This window comes from Mycobacterium terramassiliense (assembly GCF_900157385.1).
GTDB classification, from domain to species: Bacteria; Actinomycetota; Actinomycetes; order Mycobacteriales; family Mycobacteriaceae; genus Mycobacterium; species Mycobacterium terramassiliense.
Genome location: NZ_LT717701.1, coordinates 733,573 through 750,213, shown reverse-complemented (window position 1 = coordinate 750,213; position 16,641 = coordinate 733,573). Strand labels below are relative to the sequence as shown.

The window sequence follows — 16,641 nt, the reverse complement described above, 5'->3', positions numbered from 1 at the left end:
GTGTTTCCTCACTCTGACGAAATGCAACATACCACCACACACCGCGAAGACGTGGGCAAATGACACTCCGCGTCCTACCGCACCCGGGCCCCGTGGCACCCGCCGGCAGCCGTAAAATCGGCCCCATGGCCCACGACTGGTTGCTCGTGGAGACGTTAGGGGGCGAGCCCGCCGTAGTGGCGCAGGGACGGCAGCTCAAAAACCTCGTCCCGATCACCACGTTTTTGCGCCGCAGCCCCCATCTCGCGGCCGTCCGGACCGCGATCGCCGAGTCCGTCCAGACCGGCCAGAGCCTGACCAGCATCACCACCAAGCGCGACCGCGTCATCCGCACCGAGCCGGTGGTGATGTCCGACGGCCACGTGCACGGCGTCCACGTCTGGACCGGACCCGCCGACGCCGAACCGTCCCAACGGCCCATCCCGGGGCCGCTGAAGTGGGACCTGACCCTGGGCGTGGCCACCGATACCAGGCAATCGCTGGCCAACAGCGGCAAGAATCCCGACGTCGAAGTGACCTTGGGCAGGGCATTCGCGGAAGACCTGCCGTCGCGCGAGCTCAACCCGAACGAAACCAAGGTGCTCGCCATGGCGGTCAGGGCCAAGCCCGACCAAACGATCTGCAGCACTTGGGATGTCACCGACTGGCAGGGCAAACCCATCCGGATCGGTTTCGTCGCGCGCACCGCCGTGGAACCGGGGCCGGACGGCCGCGACCACCTGATCGCCCGGGCGATGAACTGGCGGTCGGTGCTCAGGGGCCCGGTGGTGTCCACCGACGATCTGGCGCAACGCATCCTGAACGGATTGGCCCAGGCCGGTGTCCACCGGGCGCTCGTCGACCTCGACAGCTGGACCCTGCTGAAATGGCTCGACGACCCCTGCACCTTCTACGACTGGCGCGGCCACAAGACGGACAGGCCCAAGGTCCATCCCGACGACGAACACCTGAAGGCCGCTATGACAACGGAATTCGTTGACGGCCCGACCAGTCGGGTACTGCGCATGCGGGGCCACGACGGCGATTGGGTTCCGGTGCACGTCACGGTCAGCAAGGTGGAACTGGAGCCGGACACCTTCGCCGGGCTGGTTTCGCTGCGCCTGCCGACCGACGAGGAAGTCGCCGCCGCCGGTTTGCCGAACGGCGCAGACAACGCTTCTTAGCCGTCGTTGCCGACCGGCCCGGCCCGCGCGGCGGCCCGCGCCGCACCGCCGAACGCCACGGCCACTTGGACCGCGACGACGACGTCGAGCTCGTCCACCTCGCATCGCGCGTCGTTGACCCGCATCGCGCGCGCCACCGCCGTCGCGCGGGCGCAGGCCGCCGCGGCACCGGCCGGCAGCCGTGCGGCGCCGGCCAGCGCGGCCAGGTCGGCCGCGGCCTGCGCGCGGTGCCGCGCCAGCACCGCCGAGCCGACGTAGGCGCCCGCGCCGGTGACCGACAGCAATACGACCACCATCGCCGCGGCGACCACCGTCGCGGATCCCCGCTCACCGGGTAGGTTCGGCGGCCGCGACCGCCCTGGCCCTAATGTCCAACGAGGGCAACAGCTTTGACCGGGCGATGACCGTGGCGACGAGGAAATCGCCGTCCCGGCGCACTTGCACCCGCGCCCCGGCCGGCGCGACGCGGCGTGCCGTGTCGAGCGCCGACCGTTCGTCACCGCGGGCGGCCAGCCGGGCCGCCTCGCGGGCGGCGTCGACGCAGCGCACCTGCATGGAGACCGCCGTGACACCGGCCAGGCACAAAACCAGCACCACGACCAGCGATGCGATCGCCAGCGCCGCCTCGACGGTGCTCGCCCCGGCACAACCCGCTAAACCTTGGTGTTGAGCGCACGACCGATGATGTTGGTCAGCGCCGAGACGATGGAATCGCCCGTCACGACGGTGTAGAGGATCGCGCCGAACGCGGCGGCGGCTATCGTGCCGATCGCGTACTCGACGGTGGACATCCCCGACTCGTCGGTCGCCAGCACGGCGAGGCGTCCCAGCAAGGCGCGGAACATGTTGAGCATCAATGCCTTCCTTTCGTTTCACAGCAGGCCCGATTGCAAGACATCACCGGCCAGCCCCGCCACCACCGGAACGATGCCCAGGCACACGAACGCCGGAAGAAAGCAGAGACCGAGCGGCCCGGCGATCAGGACCCCGGCTCGTTCGGCGGCCGCCGTGGCGGCATGCGCGGCGTCCTGGCGGGATTGGTCGGCCAGCTCGGCGACGCCGCGCGCCAGGGCCGAGCCGGAGGACGCGGACCGCCGCGCCAGGCGCAGCAGCGCATCGATGTGAACGCCGGGCGCGCCTGCCGAGTGGTCCGGCGGAATCGACCATGCCACAGCGGGATCCGCGCCCAGCGCCAGCAGGTCGGCGGCGCGGCGCAGCACCGCGGCCAGCTGCGGCGGTGCGGACGGTGCGGTCGCCGCCGCGGCCGTCGATACCGCCATGCCGGCCTGCAGGCACACGGCGAACACATCGAGGGTGGCGGCGACCGCGAGGGGGCCCTCACCGCGGCGCGGCCTCCCCGCGGCCGCCTCCCGTCCGCGGTGGGCGCGAAGCGGTAGGCCCGCGCGCGACCGCACCGCCGACGGGCCGGGGCCGACCCACAGGGCGGCGGCCAGCAGCGCCGCCGCCGTATTCATGCCCCGAGCCGATCGGTGATGCGGTCCGACCACAGCAGCCCGCCGCAGGCCAGCGTCGTCCCGGCGACCAGCAGCCCGCCGCCGGCGTGCCCGCCCAGCAAAAAGCTGAGCGGCCGAGCGCCGATCAGCTGCCCCAGCAAAACGCCGAGCAGGGGCAGGCCGGCCAGTATCGTGGCGGTGGCGCGCGCCCCGGCCATGCTCGACGTGACGCGCCCCGAAAAGCGTTGCTGCTCGGCGATATCGCGCTGTGCGGCACGCATCAGCGTGGCTATCGCCAGCCCCTGGTCGCTGGCCAGTTGCCAGCACACCGCCAGTCGATCCCACTGCGCGGGCAAGGCCGACGAGCGCCCCGCGGCGCGCAGGCCCGCCGTGACGTCGGCACCCAACCTGGCCCGCGCCCCGACCGCGCGCAACGACGCCGCAACCGCCCCAACGCTTTCCCCGGCGGCGACGTGGAACGCGCGCACCGGATGGGAACCCACGCGCAACTCGCCGACCAGCACATCGAGGGCCGCTTCCAGATTCGCGCCCTCTGCCGCGGCGCGCCGGGCGCGGCGGCGCCGGCGGTGGCGCAGGCTCGCGGTCGCGCCCACGATCACGATCGCGAGCACCGCCGTCGCCGGCAGCAAGACGGCGACGGTCACCAAGGCGCACGCGGCGACGTAGAGCAGCCCACGGCTGCCGGCGCGCGGTCGGCGCACCCGCGCCGGGCCCGCCAGCCGGTGCCGCGCCGGCGGCGGAAGGGCCAGCAGCGCAAGGGATAACAGCAGGGCGGAGATTGTGAGGGCGTTCATGCCGTGGCCCGGCTTCGCAGCAGGCGATGAAGATCGCCCGCGTCGTCGGTCAGGCCGCGGCCCGCGCGCCACACGGTGACCGCGCGGACCTGCCCGTCGACGCGGCGCAGCACGGCTATCTCGGCGAGCCGGCGCCGGCCCGCGCCGTCCCGCGCGACATGCAGCAGCGCCTGAACCGCCGCGGCGAGCTGGCTGTGCAGCGCCGCCCGGCCTAGACCGCCGAGGGCGCCGAGCGCCTCCAGTCGGGCCGGAACCTCGGCCGGACAGTTGGCGTGCACGGTGCCCGCGCCGCCGTCGTGGCCGGTGTTCAGCGCCGCCAGCAGATCGACCACCTCGGCGCCCCTGACCTCGCCGACCACGATGCGGTCGGGCCGCATCCGCAACGCCTGCCGGACGAGTTCGCGCAGCGGAACCTCCCCGACGCCTTCGACGTTGGCGCACCGCGCGACCAGCTTGACCAGGTGCGGGTGCCGGGGCGCCAGTTCGGCGGCATCCTCGACGCACACGATCCGTTCGGTGGGTGCGACGGCGCCGAGCATCGCCGCCAGCAAGGTGGTCTTGCCCGCCCCGGTGCCGCCGCACACGAGGAAGGCCAACCGTGCGGCGATGATGTCGGCGACCAGTGCGCCGGCCACCGGGTCGATTGCGCCGGCGGCGGTGAGGGCCGCCAAGCCCTGGGTAGCCGGGCGCAACACCCGCAGCGACAGGCAGGTGCCGCCGGCCGCGATCGGCGGCAGCACCGCGTGCAGCCGCACCGCGAAGCCCCCGGAACCGATGCCGGTCAGCTGGCCGTCGACCCAGGGCTGCGCGTCATCGAGACGGCGACCGGCAGCCAACGCCAGCCGCTGCGCCAACCGGCGCACCGCAGCCTCGTCGGGGAATCGAATGTTGCTGCGCCGCAGTCCGTATCCGTCGTCGACCCACACCGCGTCGGGGGCGGTGACCAAGACGTCGGTGGTGCCGTCCGCGCACAACAACGGTTCCAGGATGCCGGCGCCGGTGAGCTCGGTTTCCAGCACCCGAAGGTTCGCGAGGACCTCGGTATCGCCGAGCATCCCGCCGGACTCGGCGCGAATCGCGGCGGCCACCACGCCGGGACGCAGCGGGGCGGCTTCGGATGCCAGCCTCTCGCGCACCCGTTCGATCAGTGAGCCGCTCACGCCGCCCGGCCGTTCCGCGCCGACCCGGCCGACGGCAGCACGGCCAGCACCCGCCGGGCCGCCGCGGCGAGGGGACTGCGCCGCCCCAGCCGCAGGCCGCCGTGTTCCGACTGCCGGGCGAGTTGCGGCTGGGCCCTGATGGACGCGAGAAGCGGCACCCCAGCGATGTCGGCGACCTCGGTGGCCCGCAGTCCCCCGGGCGACGGCCCACGCACGACGAGCCCGAGATTGGGATTGGCCGCGGAGAGCACGGGGACCATGGCCGCGGTCGCCGCGCACGCCCGCACGTCGCAGCGGCTGACCACCACGACGAGGTCGGCGGCGTCCAACGCGGCCTGCGTCGCATCGGTGAGACGGCGCGGAAGGTCGCACACGACGGCGACCCCGCCGCGCCGCGCGGCATCGACGACGGCGTTCACCGGTGCGTCGCCCAGCTCGTACCCGCGGCGGGTCCCGGACAGCAAGCTGATCCCCCGGTGCCGCGGCAGCGCCTCACGCACCGCCGACCAGTTCAGCCGGCCGCCCTCTAACGCCAGATCGGGCCACCGCAGGCCAGGTGCGCTCTCGCCGCCCACCAGCAAATCGATGCCGCCGCCCCATGGGTCGAGGTCCACCAGGAGCGCGTCGCGGGCGGACTGCGCCACGGCGACCGCGAGCGACGAGGCACCGGCCCCGCCGCAACCCCCGACCACGGCGACGACCTCGCCGCGCGACCCGTCGTCGCGCGCCGCTTCACCGGCCTCGGCAAGCTCGTGGATCAATTCGCGCTCTTGGTCGGGCAGCGTCAGCACGCATCGGGCGCCGACGGCGACGGCCGCCGCCCAGGTCGCCGTCGCGGGGTGCGCGAGGGTCACGACGCAGACGTGGTCGCGCCGCGGCAGCGGCGCCTGCCCGCATCGTCGGGCCGCCGCCTCGTCCAGCATCACCGCCGCGGCGGCCGACCACGTCTTGCGGCTGACCGCGGCGGCGCCGCCATGAACCACCCGTACGCCGACCGCCGCGGCCACCCGGTCCGTCTCGTCGCGCAGTTTCGGGTCGGACACCATCGCCAACACGGCCGAGGACCCCGCCGCTTTTGTGCCCGCGCTGCCGGTCATCCACCCACCCTGCGGGGCCGTGACCTTGGCACACCAGTCCCAAAGCCGGATTTGTGGATAGAGACGCGAGTGTGTACAAAGGCGTCGCCGCGCAGCCCGCCAGCGAGCGTGGGGGCGCGTTTCCCGCAACGCGCTGCAGCCCGCGGGGTGACGCTGGGCCGGGCCGGAAAACTTACCCCAGAAAAGGGACGACCCCCGCCAGGGGGGGAGGAGGCGAGGGTCGTCGTGTATCAGCCCCGGGGGGTCGGGCTGATGCACCCTCGGCTCAGGCCGAGTAATGCTTACTATACACATGACAGTCCGCACTAACGCAAGTAGTTGTTACGGCGAAAGGTGCGTTGAGCCGCAAAAATACCGACGGTATGTTCTGTGGGGGGCGATGAGCGGCCGTTTTCGGCCTAACTCCGCGGCGCCGCCGGACGCCCGACCTATGCTGGGTCGGTGACCGTATTCGACTCGGCCGCGCGGCAGCAAACCTCACCGGAAACAGCTGCAACTACCGGTCCCCACGCCCGTACTGCCGCCTTCTTCGACCTGGACAAGACCATCATCGCCAAGTCCAGCACGCTGGCTTTCAGCAAACCCTTCTTCAACCAGGGACTGCTCAACCGCCGCGCCGTGCTCAAGTCCAGCTACGCCCAGTTCATCTATCTGCTCTCCGGCGCTGATCATGACCAGATGGACCGGATGCGCATTCACATGACGAACATGGTCGCCGGTTGGGATGTGGAACAGGTCAAGTCGATCGTCAACGAGACGCTGCACGACATCGTCACCCCGCTGGTGTTCGCGGAAGCCGCGGACCTCATCGCCGCCCACAAACTGTGCGGCCGCGACGTCGTCGTGGTCTCGGCGTCCGGCGAGGAAATCGTGGCGCCCATCGCCCGGGCGCTCGGCGCCACGCACGCGATGGCGACCCGGATGGTCGTCGAGGACGGCAAGTACACCGGGGAGATCGCGTTCTACTGCTACGGCGAAGGCAAAGTGCAAGCGATCCGCGAGCTGGCCGCCCGCGAGGGCTACCCGCTCGAGCACTGCTACGCCTATTCCGACTCGATCACCGACCTGCCGATGCTCGAGATCGTCGGCCACCCGAGCGTGGTCAATCCGGACCGCGGTTTGCGCAAAGAGGCGGTCGAGCGGGGTTGGCCCGTGTTGATGTTTTCCCGCCCGGTGTCGCTGCGCGACCGGCTTCCGGCACCGTCGGGTGCCGCGATCGCGACCACCGCCGCGGTAGGCGTCACCGCGCTCGCCGCCGGCGCGGTCACCTACTCATTGCTGCGCCGCTACGCCTTTTAGGCGTGACAGCAAACATGCCATTCGCGCAATATATTTTTGCTTCGCAATTTGGCCTTGATGTGGTTCGGGTCTAGTAGTACAAAGGAACCACGGAAGCCCGGTGAGGCCAAGGTCGATCCGGAAGAGAAGGATCGTTCTCCCGAACCTGGCGCCCAGCACGGAACCCGGCACCCACGCGGAGTCATAGCCGCGATAATGGCAGAAGTGTTGCGGGCCTGCGTAATTGCGAAAAGTGAAAGGCGTCGACGGCCCTTTGGGTTGGGCTGCAGCCGGAAGCGTCGCAAGATCGCCGAGGCCAACCCACGCAACCCAGAAATGCACGCTTGGTAACCGAGTTCCGTGCTAGCGGGCGGCGGACCGAATAATTCGGGACGTCGCCCGCTTTACATTTGTGAAACAAATTCCCCGTCGCCGGTTTTGAGGCGCGCCGGCTACCGATTCGGCAGCGCTTCGGCGATCGACAAAGCCTCCTGCGCCCCGGCCTGCAGCGCCCGGCAACACAGCACCAGCCATGCGCCGACACCCTCCGCGGTGCCATCGGCGAAGCCGCATGCGGCGTCCCGGTAGTCCGCCGGCTGCCGCATCCAACTCACCTCGGGCACACCCAATCCGTGGGGGTCGAGCCCGCTGGCGATCGTCACCAGCCGCGAAACCGCCCGGGCCACCACGCCGTCCGCGCTGCCAAAGGGCTTGAGCGTCAGCAACTCTCCGTGGGCGACCGCGGCCACCACCGGCGCCGGCGCCGACGTGCGGCCGGTCACCAGCCCCGCGAGCAACTCCAGCCGCGGTCCCACGTCGGCATCGGGCCGCGGGCGGCCCAGCCGATCGTCATCGACTTGGCCAGCCGCCGCGAGCACGTGCAAACGAGCCAGCGCCTGCAGCGGCGCCCGCTGCCAGATGCCGATCAGGGGCCCTCCCCCGCCCTCGAGTTCCTGGGCCACTCGCAGCGCGCCGCCGAACACCGGCTCGCTCACCTGCGCGGCGTCCGCCAGATCGTCCAGCCGCACGGGACCGCCGTCGAGCACCGACGAGGCGCGCGCCGCCCGCAGCGCCGCTTCGGCGGCGGTCACGGGCCAGCGCCGCAGGTTGGCCGGGTGCCGGTGGGCGCGACCCAGCGCGTCGCGGGCCCGGTCACTGGCCTCGGCGACGCCCGGGAGTTCCAGCAGCGGGGCCAGCGGGTCAGCCGTCACAGCTTGCCAACCTATCGGGGTGACGCCGACCGCCTCATGACGGCCTGGGAATGGAATCCAGCAACCGGCGCGTGTAATCGTGGGTAGGCCGGGTGAACAGCTCCTCGGTGGGCGCGTGTTCCACCACCCGGCCGGCGCACATCACCAGCACGTCGTCGGCGATCTGCCGGATCACCGCCAGGTCGTGAGAGATGAACAGGTACGTCAGGCCGAGTTCGGCCTGCAGGTCGGCCAGCAGGGCCAGTATCTGCGCCTGCACCAGCACGTCGAGCGCCGAGACGGCCTCGTCGCACACCAGGACGTCGGGCCGCAGAGCCAGTGCCCGCGCGATCGCAACCCGCTGCCGCTGGCCGCCCGACAGTTCGCGGGGCAGCCGTCCCAGCACCGACGACGGCAGCGCCACGTGGTCGACGAGCTCGCGCACGGCGCGCTCGCGCTCCTTGCGGCCGCCCAGCCGATGGATCCGCAACGGCTCCTCAACAGCCCGGAAAACCGAATACCTGGGATCCAAACTGCTGTAAGGGTTCTGGAGCACCGGCTGCACCCGCCGGCGAAACGCCAACGCCCGCTCGCGGTCCAGGGTGTCGTCGATCGGGGTCCCATCGAAGACCACGGTGCCCGCGGTGGGTGACAGCAGACCCAGCACCATCCGCGCCAACGTCGATTTTCCCGACCCCGACTCGCCCACGATCGCCAACGTGCTCGCCCGGCGCAGCCGAAACGACACGGCGTCGACGGCGCGGAATGCGGCGCGGCGCTTTCCCGGCCACCACGGCGCACCGCGCGACTCGCCGTAGACCTTGGTCAGCCCGGCGGCGACGAGGATGTCGCCGGACGGCTCGTTCGGGGTGCGCGCCCGGGGCCGGACCGGACTTGGCGTCAGCGACGGGGCGGCGGCCACCAATCGCCGGGTGTATTCGTGTCGCGGCTGTCGCAGAATGGCCTTTGCCGCACCGGATTCCACCACCTGCCCGCGATGGACGACGACCACCGACTCGGCCCGTTCGGCCGCCAACGCCAGGTCGTGGGTGATCAGCAGCAGCGCGGTGCCGAGATCGGCCGTGAGCCCCTGAAGATGGTCCAGCACCTGCCGTTGCACGGTGACGTCGAGCGCGGAGGTCGGCTCGTCGGCGATGAGCAGCTTAGGCCGACCGGCCAGGCCGATGGCGATCAGCGCGCGTTGGCACATGCCGCCCGACAGCTGATGGGGATAACGGGCGGCCTGCTGGACCGGATCCGGCATGCCCGCCTCGGCGAGCAGCTCGAGTGCGCGTCGTCGCGCGTCGCGAGTATCGGTGTTGGCCCGCAACGCTTCCCGGATCTGAAACCCGACTTTCCAGACCGGGTTGAGGTTGGTCATCGGATCCTGGGGGACGTAGCCGATGCCGCGGCCCCTGACCGACCGCAGCAGTCGGCGGTCGGCGCCGGTGATGTCGCGCCCGTCGAAAACGATGCGGCCGGCGGAGATTCGCCCGCCGGGCGGCAGCAGCCCGAGGATGGCGGCGGCCGTCGTGGACTTTCCCGATCCCGATTCGCCGACCACCGCGACGGTCTGGCCGCGGCGCACGGTCAGGTCCATGCCGCAGACTGCGGGCGCACGGCCGCCGAACCTGACCTCCAGGCCCTCGACCGACAGCAGCGGCGCCTCGGGGGTGCTCATGCGCGGCTCGCCCGCGAGCCGGGGTCCAGGGCGTCGCGCAGGGCGTCGCCCATCATCATGAACGCGAGCACCGTAATCGCCAGCGCACCCGCCGGATAGAACAGGATGGGCGAGCCGGACCGCAGCCTGCTCTGCGCCAGGTTGATATCGCCGCCCCACGACACCACCGACGCCGGCAGGCCGACGCCGAGGTAGGACAGCGACGCCTCGGTGACGATGAACACGCCGAAGGCCAGGGTGCACACCGCGAAGACCGGACCCGCCGCGTTGGGCAGCACATGCCGAATCAGGGTCTGGAAGTTGGTCAGCCCCAGGGCTTTCGCCGCCACCACATAATCGCCGGACCGGACCTCGAGTACCGTGCCGCGGGCCACCCTGGCCACCTGCGGCCAGCCGAACAGCGCGAGGATGGCGACGACGGTCCACACCCGGCGGTGGTGCATGACACCCATGATCACGATGGCCGCCAGCAGCAGCGGCAGGCCGAAAAACACGTCCGTGATGCGCGAGACGAAGGCGTCGACCCAGCCCCCGTAGAAGCCGGCCAGCGCGCCCAGGGCTCCACCGACGACGAACACGAGCAGGGTGGCCCCGAGCCCGACCGTCAGCGAGGCCCGCGCCCCGTACACGGTTCGCGCGTAGATGTCGTGACCCTGCAGATCGGTGCCGAACCAGTGCGCGGCCGACGGCGGAAGCAAGCTCTGGCTCGGGTCGGCGTAGCTGGGATCGATCCCGGTGAACAGCGCGGGGAACAACGCTACGACGACGACCAGCGCGATCAGCGCGGCGGCGACGACGAACTTCGGACGCCGGCGCAGCGTGCGCCAGGTGTCGCGCCAGAAGCCGTGGCGAACGGTGAGGCGCTCAGCCATAGCGGATCCGGGGATCGAGAGCGGCGTACAGCAGGTCCACCGCGAGGTTCGCGACCAGGTAGACGACCACCAGCACCGTGACTATCGAGACGACGGTCGGCGCCTCCTGCCGGGTGACCGCCTGATACAAGACGCCGCCGACGCCGTGGATGTTGAAGATCCCCTCGGTCACGATGGCCCCGCCCATCAGCGACCCGAGGTCGGCGCCGAGGAACGTCACCACCGGGATCAGCGAGTTCCGCAGGATGTGCACGGTCACCACTCGTCGCCGTGACAGGCCCTTGGCGGTCGCGGTCCGGACGTAGTCGGCGTGCGCGTTGGCGGCCACCGCGGACCGGGTGAGCCGGACCACGTACGCGAATGACACTGCGCCCAGGACGATCCCGGGCAGCAGCAACCGCGCGAAGCTCGCCCTTTCCCCCACGGTGACGGGCGCGATTCCCAGCCGGACACCGAACACGAATTGCGCGACGAAGCCCAGGACGAAAATCGGGATGGCGATGATGACGAGGCCGGCGATCAGCACGGTGGAATCGAACAGGCCGCCCTCACGCAGGCCTGCGACCACGCCGAAGCCTATCCCGAACACCGTTTCCACCGCCACGGCGATCAGCGCCAGCCGGATGGTGACCGGAAAGGCATGGGCCAGAACGGCACTGACCGGCAGCCCGGAGTAGGACCGGCCCAGGTCGCCGTGCAGGATGCCACCCAGATAACGCAGGTACTGCACGATGAACGGATCGTCGAGGTGGTAGCGGGCGCGCAGCGCCGCGGCTACCGCTGGGGTCAGCGGCCGGTCCCCGGCCATCGCCGCGACCGGATCGCCGGGCAGCAGGAAGACCATGCCGTAGATCAGCAGCGTGGCGCCGAGGAACACCGGCACCATGATGGCGACCCGCCGCGCGATGTACCAGCCCATCTCAGCCCTTCACGATGTTCTCGTAGTCGGGCAGGCCGTTCCAGGTGACCGTGACATTCTTGACCTCCGTCGACCAGCCCACCACACCGATGTTGTCCCACAGCGGGACAACGGGCATGTCGTGGAACAGGATTCGCTGCGCGGCGTTGGCCAGGGCATTCGATCGCTCGATCGTGGGCGCGGCCTCGGCGGCCGCCAGCGCCGCGTCGAATTCGGGGTTGGCGTAGCCGACGTCGTTGGAGCCCGCGCCCGTGGCGAACAACGGGGCGAGAAACTCGATCATGGACGGGTAGTCCCCCTGCCACGCGGCGCGAAAGGCGGTCGCGATGGTGTGGTTGGTGATCTGGGTGCGAAACCCGGCGAAGGTCGGCTGCGGAGCGCCGACGGCGTCAATGCCCAGCACGTTCTTGATGCTGTTGGCAACCGCGTCCACCCATTCCTGGTTTCCGGCGTCGGCGTTGTAGGCGACGGCGTATTGGCCGCCCCACGGCGAGATGGCGTTGGCTTGCGCCCAGAGTTGCCGTGCGCGATCGGGATCGAAATTCAGGACGTCGTTGCCCGGCAGGTTCGGCTCGAAACCCGGCAACGACCGCGCGGTGAAATCGCGCGACGGGGTGCGGGTGCCCATGAAGATCCGCTGGCAGATCTGCTCACGGTTGACTGCGGCCGACAGCGCCAGCCTGCGCAGGCGGCCTTCCTCGCCGCCGAAGTGCGGCAGCCGCAACGGGGTGTCCAGGCTGTGCTTGACCGCCACCGGCCCGCTGGCGACGTTGCCGGCGCCCAGGTCGCGCTGGTAGACCGGCAGCGCGCTCGGCGGAATCGTGTCCAGCACATCGAGATTGCCCGAGAGCAGGTCGGCGTAGGCGGTGTCGAGGTTGGCGTAGAACTCGAACCGCAAGCCCTTGTTGTGCGGTTTGCGGTTGCCGTGATAATCGGGGTTGGGACGCAAGTCGATTTTGACGTTGTGCTCCCACGCCGGACCGTCGGCGCTGTCGGCGAGCCGGTACGGTCCGTCACCAAAAGGGTTGCGGCCGAACGCGGCCATGTCGCGAAACGCGGCGTCGGGCAACGGATAGAACGCGCTGTGGCCCAACCGCAACACGAAGTCGATGGTCGGCGCCTTGAGGCGCACAGTGAACTCGAGATCGTTGACGACCCGCAACCCGGACATGGTGCTTCTCTTGGTCTCGCCGCCGGCGACGTCGTCGAACCCGTCGATCGGGCTGAAAAAGCTCTGCTGCAGTTGGGCATTGGAGCTCAGGGCCCCGTAGTTCCACGCGTCGACGAACGAATGGGCCGTCACGGGCGAGCCGTCGGTGAACCGCCAGCCGGGTTTGAGGACGACGCGGTAGTTGACGTTGTCGGTGGTCTCGACCGACTGGGCCACCTCGTTTGCGGGGTGTCCGGCGGCGTCGTAGGACACCAGGCCGGCGAAGAGCCGGTCGATGATCCGCCCGCCGTTGCTGTCGTTGGTGCTGGTCGGGACGAGCGGGTAGGGCGGTTCCCCGCCGTTGACCAGTACGAGGTCGGGGCTCAACGCGCCGCCGCCGCAGCCCGACAGCGACCCGACCGCCAGTGTCCCGGCGGCAAGGACGGCCAGCGCGGCCCGCATCGGACGCATGACAGCGACCCTAGGCGATGGCGAGAGCCGCAACTTGTCGCCGCGGCTAGGATGGCGCCGTGACGTCGCGCGAACTCGCTGCTCAGTTCGGGTATCTGGTGGCGCTGTTCGGCGTTGGCGCTGTTGGATTGGTCTGTCTGATCACCGGACTGCGCGCGCGCAGTCGGGCTCGGCGGCGCCGGAGGGTAGTGTCGGCCACACCGCTGATCATCGTCGGTGTCGTCATGCTGAACTTGGGTGGGCTGGGAATCGCCGGAAGTCTCGTGAAGGCGTACTACCTGAGCCCGTTCGACACCGACAAGTCCATGCGGGTCGGTCAGTGCGTCGACCAAAATACCTTTCTCGCAACGCGTTTCGGTTCATACCCGGGAAACTCCTGCGCCAACCCGGTGAATACCTATGAACTGGCCTTCAGGGGCGCTCCCTCGGCGACCTGTCCGGACGGCAAACGGGATCGCTCCATTTACAACCGGTACACCGATAACTACACGATCATGTGCTTTGCGCTCAACCTCAAGCAGGGCCGGTGCTACCAGCTGGCCAACGGCGCCGAGACCTTGACGATGACACTGGGCGACTGCGGCAAACCTCAGCCCATGCAGGCCAAAGTCGTGCAGCGCATCGACGGCAGCACGGACACAACGCGATGCCGGCCAGAGGACAGATCCATCGCTTACCCCGCTCCGCCGCGCGTCTACTGCCTGGCACCGACCGGTTCCTGACACCATCAGCCCGCGATGACGGGGTGGACCTCCAGTCGGCACGCGTCGATGGTGGCGGCCACGGTGAACACCTGAATGATGTCGGGCGGGCTGACGGCCAGATCGGTGTAGGTCGGGCACGCGTTGCCGTCGGCGTCGGAGCCCAACCCCTCGACGATCGCGTGCTCCTGCGTGGATAGCGACAGGGTGACGCTCGGCGGCGCCTCGACTCCGGCCGGCAGGCCGCCCATGTAGCCGCGCGGCGTGGGCTGAGCATGGATGGGCGGGCCCCCGGCGCCCGAGTCGACCCCCGGGTATCCGGTGAGCGTGCAGGGGTCCGCGCCGCCGGCGAGGGTGAACATCAGCGACAGCCCGCGGTGGCCCGCGGCGCCCTGCGTCGGGGACGCGCTGACGGCGACCTGGTCCGACCAGCATGGCGCCGGCTGGTCGACGACGTCGGCCGGTTCGGCCCACGCGGGTGACCCCAGCAGGGTGGTGGCCGCGTAACCCGTTGCGGCCACGGCCAAGCTGGTGACTCTTGGCGATCGCAGGCGCGGCCTCGCCGGGCGTGGCGGTTCGCCAAGGAGTCGGCGGCGGAGGAGTCGCCCGTGCGGTCCCGGCACACCGGTGATTATCCGCCAGGGGGGCGCATTTGACCCAGGATCGGCGAGCGGCTTTTCACCTCGAAGGTCTAGGCTCACTGACGGTTGACGCGCCTCGACATTAGGAGGAAACCAGTGACCGCCACCCACACCGAGGGCCCGTCGTCGTATCCGCCGCCGGCGCAGTTCGTCGAGCAGGCCAACGCCGGTGAGGAGCTGTACCGCGAAGCCGAGGAGGACCGCCTGGCGTTCTGGGCCAAGCAGGCCAACCGGCTCACCTGGTCGACGCCGTTCACCGAGGTGCTGGACTGGTCGCAGGCGCCGTTCGCCAAGTGGTTCGCCGACGGCAAGCTCAACGTCGCCTACAACTGCGTCGACCGCCACGTGGAGGCCGGGCGCGGCGATCGGGTCGCCATCCACTGGGAGGGCGAACCCGGCGACAGCCGCAGCCTCACCTATTCCGATCTGCAGGCCGAGGTGTGCAAGGCGGCCAACGCGCTGACCGACCTCGGTCTGGTCGCGGGCGACCGCGTGGCGATCTACATGCCGTTGATCCCCGAGGCCGTGATAGCGATGCTGGCCTGCGCGCGCCTGGGCCTCATGCACAGCGTCGTGTTTGCCGGGTTCACCGCCAAGGCGCTGCGCGCCCGCATCGCCGACGCCCAGGCCAAGCTGCTCATCACCAGCGACGGCCAGTTCCGCCGTGGCAAGCCGGCGCCGCTGAAGGACGCGGCCGACGAGGCCGTCGCCGAATCCGACAGTCCGGTCGAGCGCGTTCTGGTGGTGCGGCGCACCGGAATTGACGTGTCCTTCAACGAAGATCGCGACCTGTGGTGGCATGACGTCGTCGACACAGCGTCGCCCGAACACACGCCGCAGCCGTTCGACGCCGAGCAGCCGTTGTTCCTGCTGTACACCTCCGGCACCACCGGCAAGCCGAAGGGCATCGTCCACACCAGCGGCGGCTACCTGGTTCAGTGCTCCTACACGCACTACTACGTCTTCGATATCAAGCCCGAAACCGACGTCTTCTGGTGCACCGCCGACATCGGCTGGGTCACCGGACACACCTATGGTGTCTACGGTCCGCTGTCCAACGGCGTCACCGAGGTCCTCTACGAGGGCACACCCGATTCCCCCACCCAGCACCGGCATTTCGAGATCATCGAAAAGTACGGCGTGACAATCTATTACACCGCGCCCACGCTCATTCGCACGTTCATGAAGTGGGGACGCGAGATCCCCGACGCGCACGACCTGTCCAGCCTGCGGTTGCTCGGGTCGGTCGGTGAGCCGATCAACCCGGAGGCGTGGCGCTGGTACCGCAAGGTGATCGGCGCCGAGCGCCTCCCGATCGTCGACACGTGGTGGCAGACCGAAACGGGTTCGGCCATGATCACCCCGCTGCCCGGGGTGGCGGCGGCCAAACCGGGTTCGGCGATGCGGCCGCTGCCGGGCATCTCGGCCAAGATCGTCGACGACCACGGCGATGAGATCCCGCCGGCCGACGCGAAGGGCGAGCACGCCAGCGGATATCTGGTCCTGGACCAGCCGTGGCCGTCGATGCTGCGCGGCATCTGGGGCGATCCGGACCGCTACGTCGAGACCTACTGGTCCCGGTTCGCCGAGCAGGGCTGGTATTTCGCCGGCGACAGCGCCTATTACGACTCCGACGGCGCCATCTGGGTGGTCGGTCGCATCGACGACGTCATGAATGTGTCGGGGCATCGCCTCTCGACCGCCGAGGTGGAATCCGCGCTGGTCGGCCACGTCGCGGTGGCCGAGGCGGCCGTGGTCGGCATGACGGACGAAACCACCGGCCAGGCGATCTGCGCGTTCGTCGTGCTGTGCGCCGACTTCGAGGTGCACGACGGGATCGTCGACGAGCTGCGCGTGGAGGTGGCGCGGGAGATCTCGCCCATCGCCAAGCCGCGCGAGGTCCACGTCGTGCCGGAACTACCCAAGACCCGCAGCGGCAAGATCATGCGCAGGCTGTTGCGCGACGTCGCCGAGAACCGGGAGTTGGGTGACACGTCGACGCTGCTGGATCCCGGCGTGTTCGACGCGATCAAGTCCGGGAAGTAGGGC

The 16,641-nt window shown here is 70.1% G+C and carries 17 protein-coding genes; 4 read left to right on the top strand and 13 right to left on the bottom strand.

The genetic code is table 11. From position 1 onward, the window contains the following. Positions 1–125 precede the first annotated feature (125 nt). Complete coding sequence (locus MTAB308_RS18340) at positions 126–1,163, top strand: PAS domain-containing protein (protein ID WP_077101066.1); 1,038 nt, start codon at positions 126–128, stop codon at positions 1,161–1,163. Here the strand turns inward: MTAB308_RS18340 and MTAB308_RS18335 are convergent. The 7 genes from MTAB308_RS18335 to ssd are packed head-to-tail and all read right to left on the bottom strand — an operon-like array spanning position 1,160 to position 5,638. Beyond that, positions 1,160–1,474: an Rv3654c family TadE-like protein gene (locus MTAB308_RS18335; RefSeq protein WP_077101064.1), complete on the bottom strand. Its 315-nt coding sequence runs from the start codon at positions 1,472–1,474 to the stop codon at positions 1,160–1,162. The two genes, MTAB308_RS18340 and MTAB308_RS18335, sit on opposite strands and share 4 nt — an antisense overlap. A gap of 16 nt (positions 1,475–1,490) precedes the next feature. Beyond that, on the bottom strand, positions 1,491–1,781 hold the full coding sequence (locus MTAB308_RS18330; protein WP_077104510.1) for a TadE family type IV pilus minor pilin: 291 nt from the start codon (positions 1,779–1,781) through the stop codon (positions 1,491–1,493). A 35-nt stretch (positions 1,782–1,816) separates the two neighbouring features. Continuing rightward, the gene (locus MTAB308_RS18325; protein WP_077101062.1) at positions 1,817–2,017 is read right to left on the bottom strand and encodes a DUF4244 domain-containing protein; all 201 of its coding nucleotides are present in this window, start codon (positions 2,015–2,017) and stop codon (positions 1,817–1,819) included. A gap of 18 nt (positions 2,018–2,035) precedes the next feature. Continuing rightward, entirely contained in the window at positions 2,036–2,638 is a 603-nt protein-coding gene (locus MTAB308_RS18320; RefSeq protein WP_077101060.1) for a type II secretion system F family protein, read from the bottom strand. Next, positions 2,635–3,432 carry a type II secretion system F family protein gene (locus tag MTAB308_RS18315; protein WP_077101058.1) on the bottom strand — a complete coding sequence of 266 codons (798 nt, stop codon included), beginning with the start codon at positions 3,430–3,432 and terminating at the stop codon, positions 2,635–2,637. The genes MTAB308_RS18320 and MTAB308_RS18315 overlap by 4 nt, the downstream gene beginning before the upstream one ends. After that, positions 3,429–4,592 carry a TadA family conjugal transfer-associated ATPase gene (locus MTAB308_RS18310; protein ID WP_077101056.1) on the bottom strand — a complete coding sequence of 388 codons (1,164 nt, stop codon included), beginning with the start codon at positions 4,590–4,592 and terminating at the stop codon, positions 3,429–3,431. The genes MTAB308_RS18315 and MTAB308_RS18310 overlap by 4 nt, the downstream gene beginning before the upstream one ends. Beyond that, positions 4,589–5,638 (bottom strand): septum site-determining protein Ssd, encoded by a 1,050-nt coding sequence (ssd, locus tag MTAB308_RS18305; RefSeq protein WP_077104507.1) that lies wholly within the window; start codon positions 5,636–5,638, stop codon positions 4,589–4,591. The genes MTAB308_RS18310 and ssd overlap by 4 nt, the downstream gene beginning before the upstream one ends. A gap of 492 nt (positions 5,639–6,130) precedes the next feature. On the opposite strand from ssd, the gene MTAB308_RS18295 reads away from it, so the two are divergent. Beyond that, positions 6,131–6,988 carry an HAD-IB family hydrolase gene (locus tag MTAB308_RS18295; RefSeq protein ID WP_077101052.1) on the top strand — a complete coding sequence of 286 codons (858 nt, stop codon included), beginning with the start codon at positions 6,131–6,133 and terminating at the stop codon, positions 6,986–6,988. 431 nt (positions 6,989–7,419) lie between these two features. Here MTAB308_RS18295 and MTAB308_RS18285 read toward each other — a convergent pair whose 3' ends face one another. The 5 genes from MTAB308_RS18285 to MTAB308_RS18265 are packed head-to-tail and all read right to left on the bottom strand — an operon-like array spanning position 7,420 to position 13,250. After that, positions 7,420–8,178, bottom strand: coding sequence for an oxidoreductase (locus MTAB308_RS18285; protein WP_077101050.1), 759 nt, complete (start codon positions 8,176–8,178; stop codon positions 7,420–7,422). Between the two features lie 34 nt (positions 8,179–8,212). After that, positions 8,213–9,838 carry a dipeptide ABC transporter ATP-binding protein gene (locus MTAB308_RS18280; protein WP_077101048.1) on the bottom strand — a complete coding sequence of 542 codons (1,626 nt, stop codon included), beginning with the start codon at positions 9,836–9,838 and terminating at the stop codon, positions 8,213–8,215. Beyond that, complete coding sequence (locus MTAB308_RS18275) at positions 9,835–10,710, bottom strand: ABC transporter permease (protein WP_077101046.1); 876 nt, start codon at positions 10,708–10,710, stop codon at positions 9,835–9,837. Before MTAB308_RS18275 ends, MTAB308_RS18280 begins: the two co-directional genes overlap by 4 nt. Beyond that, on the bottom strand, positions 10,703–11,629 hold the full coding sequence (locus MTAB308_RS18270; RefSeq protein ID WP_077101044.1) for an ABC transporter permease: 927 nt from the start codon (positions 11,627–11,629) through the stop codon (positions 10,703–10,705). The genes MTAB308_RS18275 and MTAB308_RS18270 overlap by 8 nt, the downstream gene beginning before the upstream one ends. A gap of 1 nt (position 11,630) precedes the next feature. Next, the gene (locus tag MTAB308_RS18265) at positions 11,631–13,250 is read right to left on the bottom strand and encodes a peptide ABC transporter substrate-binding protein (RefSeq protein WP_077101042.1); all 1,620 of its coding nucleotides are present in this window, start codon (positions 13,248–13,250) and stop codon (positions 11,631–11,633) included. Between the two features lie 59 nt (positions 13,251–13,309). Between MTAB308_RS18265 and MTAB308_RS18260 the strand changes: the two genes are divergently transcribed. Continuing rightward, a complete protein-coding gene (locus MTAB308_RS18260) occupies positions 13,310–13,972 on the top strand; it encodes a hypothetical protein (protein ID WP_157900966.1) in 663 nt (220 codons plus the stop codon). Positions 13,973–13,977: 5 nt separating this feature from the next. Here the strand turns inward: MTAB308_RS18260 and MTAB308_RS18255 are convergent, their stop codons facing one another. Beyond that, positions 13,978–14,472 carry a DUF4232 domain-containing protein gene (locus MTAB308_RS18255; RefSeq protein WP_245831442.1) on the bottom strand — a complete coding sequence of 165 codons (495 nt, stop codon included), beginning with the start codon at positions 14,470–14,472 and terminating at the stop codon, positions 13,978–13,980. Between the two features lie 216 nt (positions 14,473–14,688). Here MTAB308_RS18255 and acs point away from each other — a divergent pair, with 216 nt between their 5' ends. Then, positions 14,689–16,638 (top strand): acetate--CoA ligase, encoded by a 1,950-nt coding sequence (acs, locus tag MTAB308_RS18250; protein WP_077101038.1) that lies wholly within the window; start codon positions 14,689–14,691, stop codon positions 16,636–16,638. Positions 16,639–16,641 lie beyond the last annotated feature (3 nt).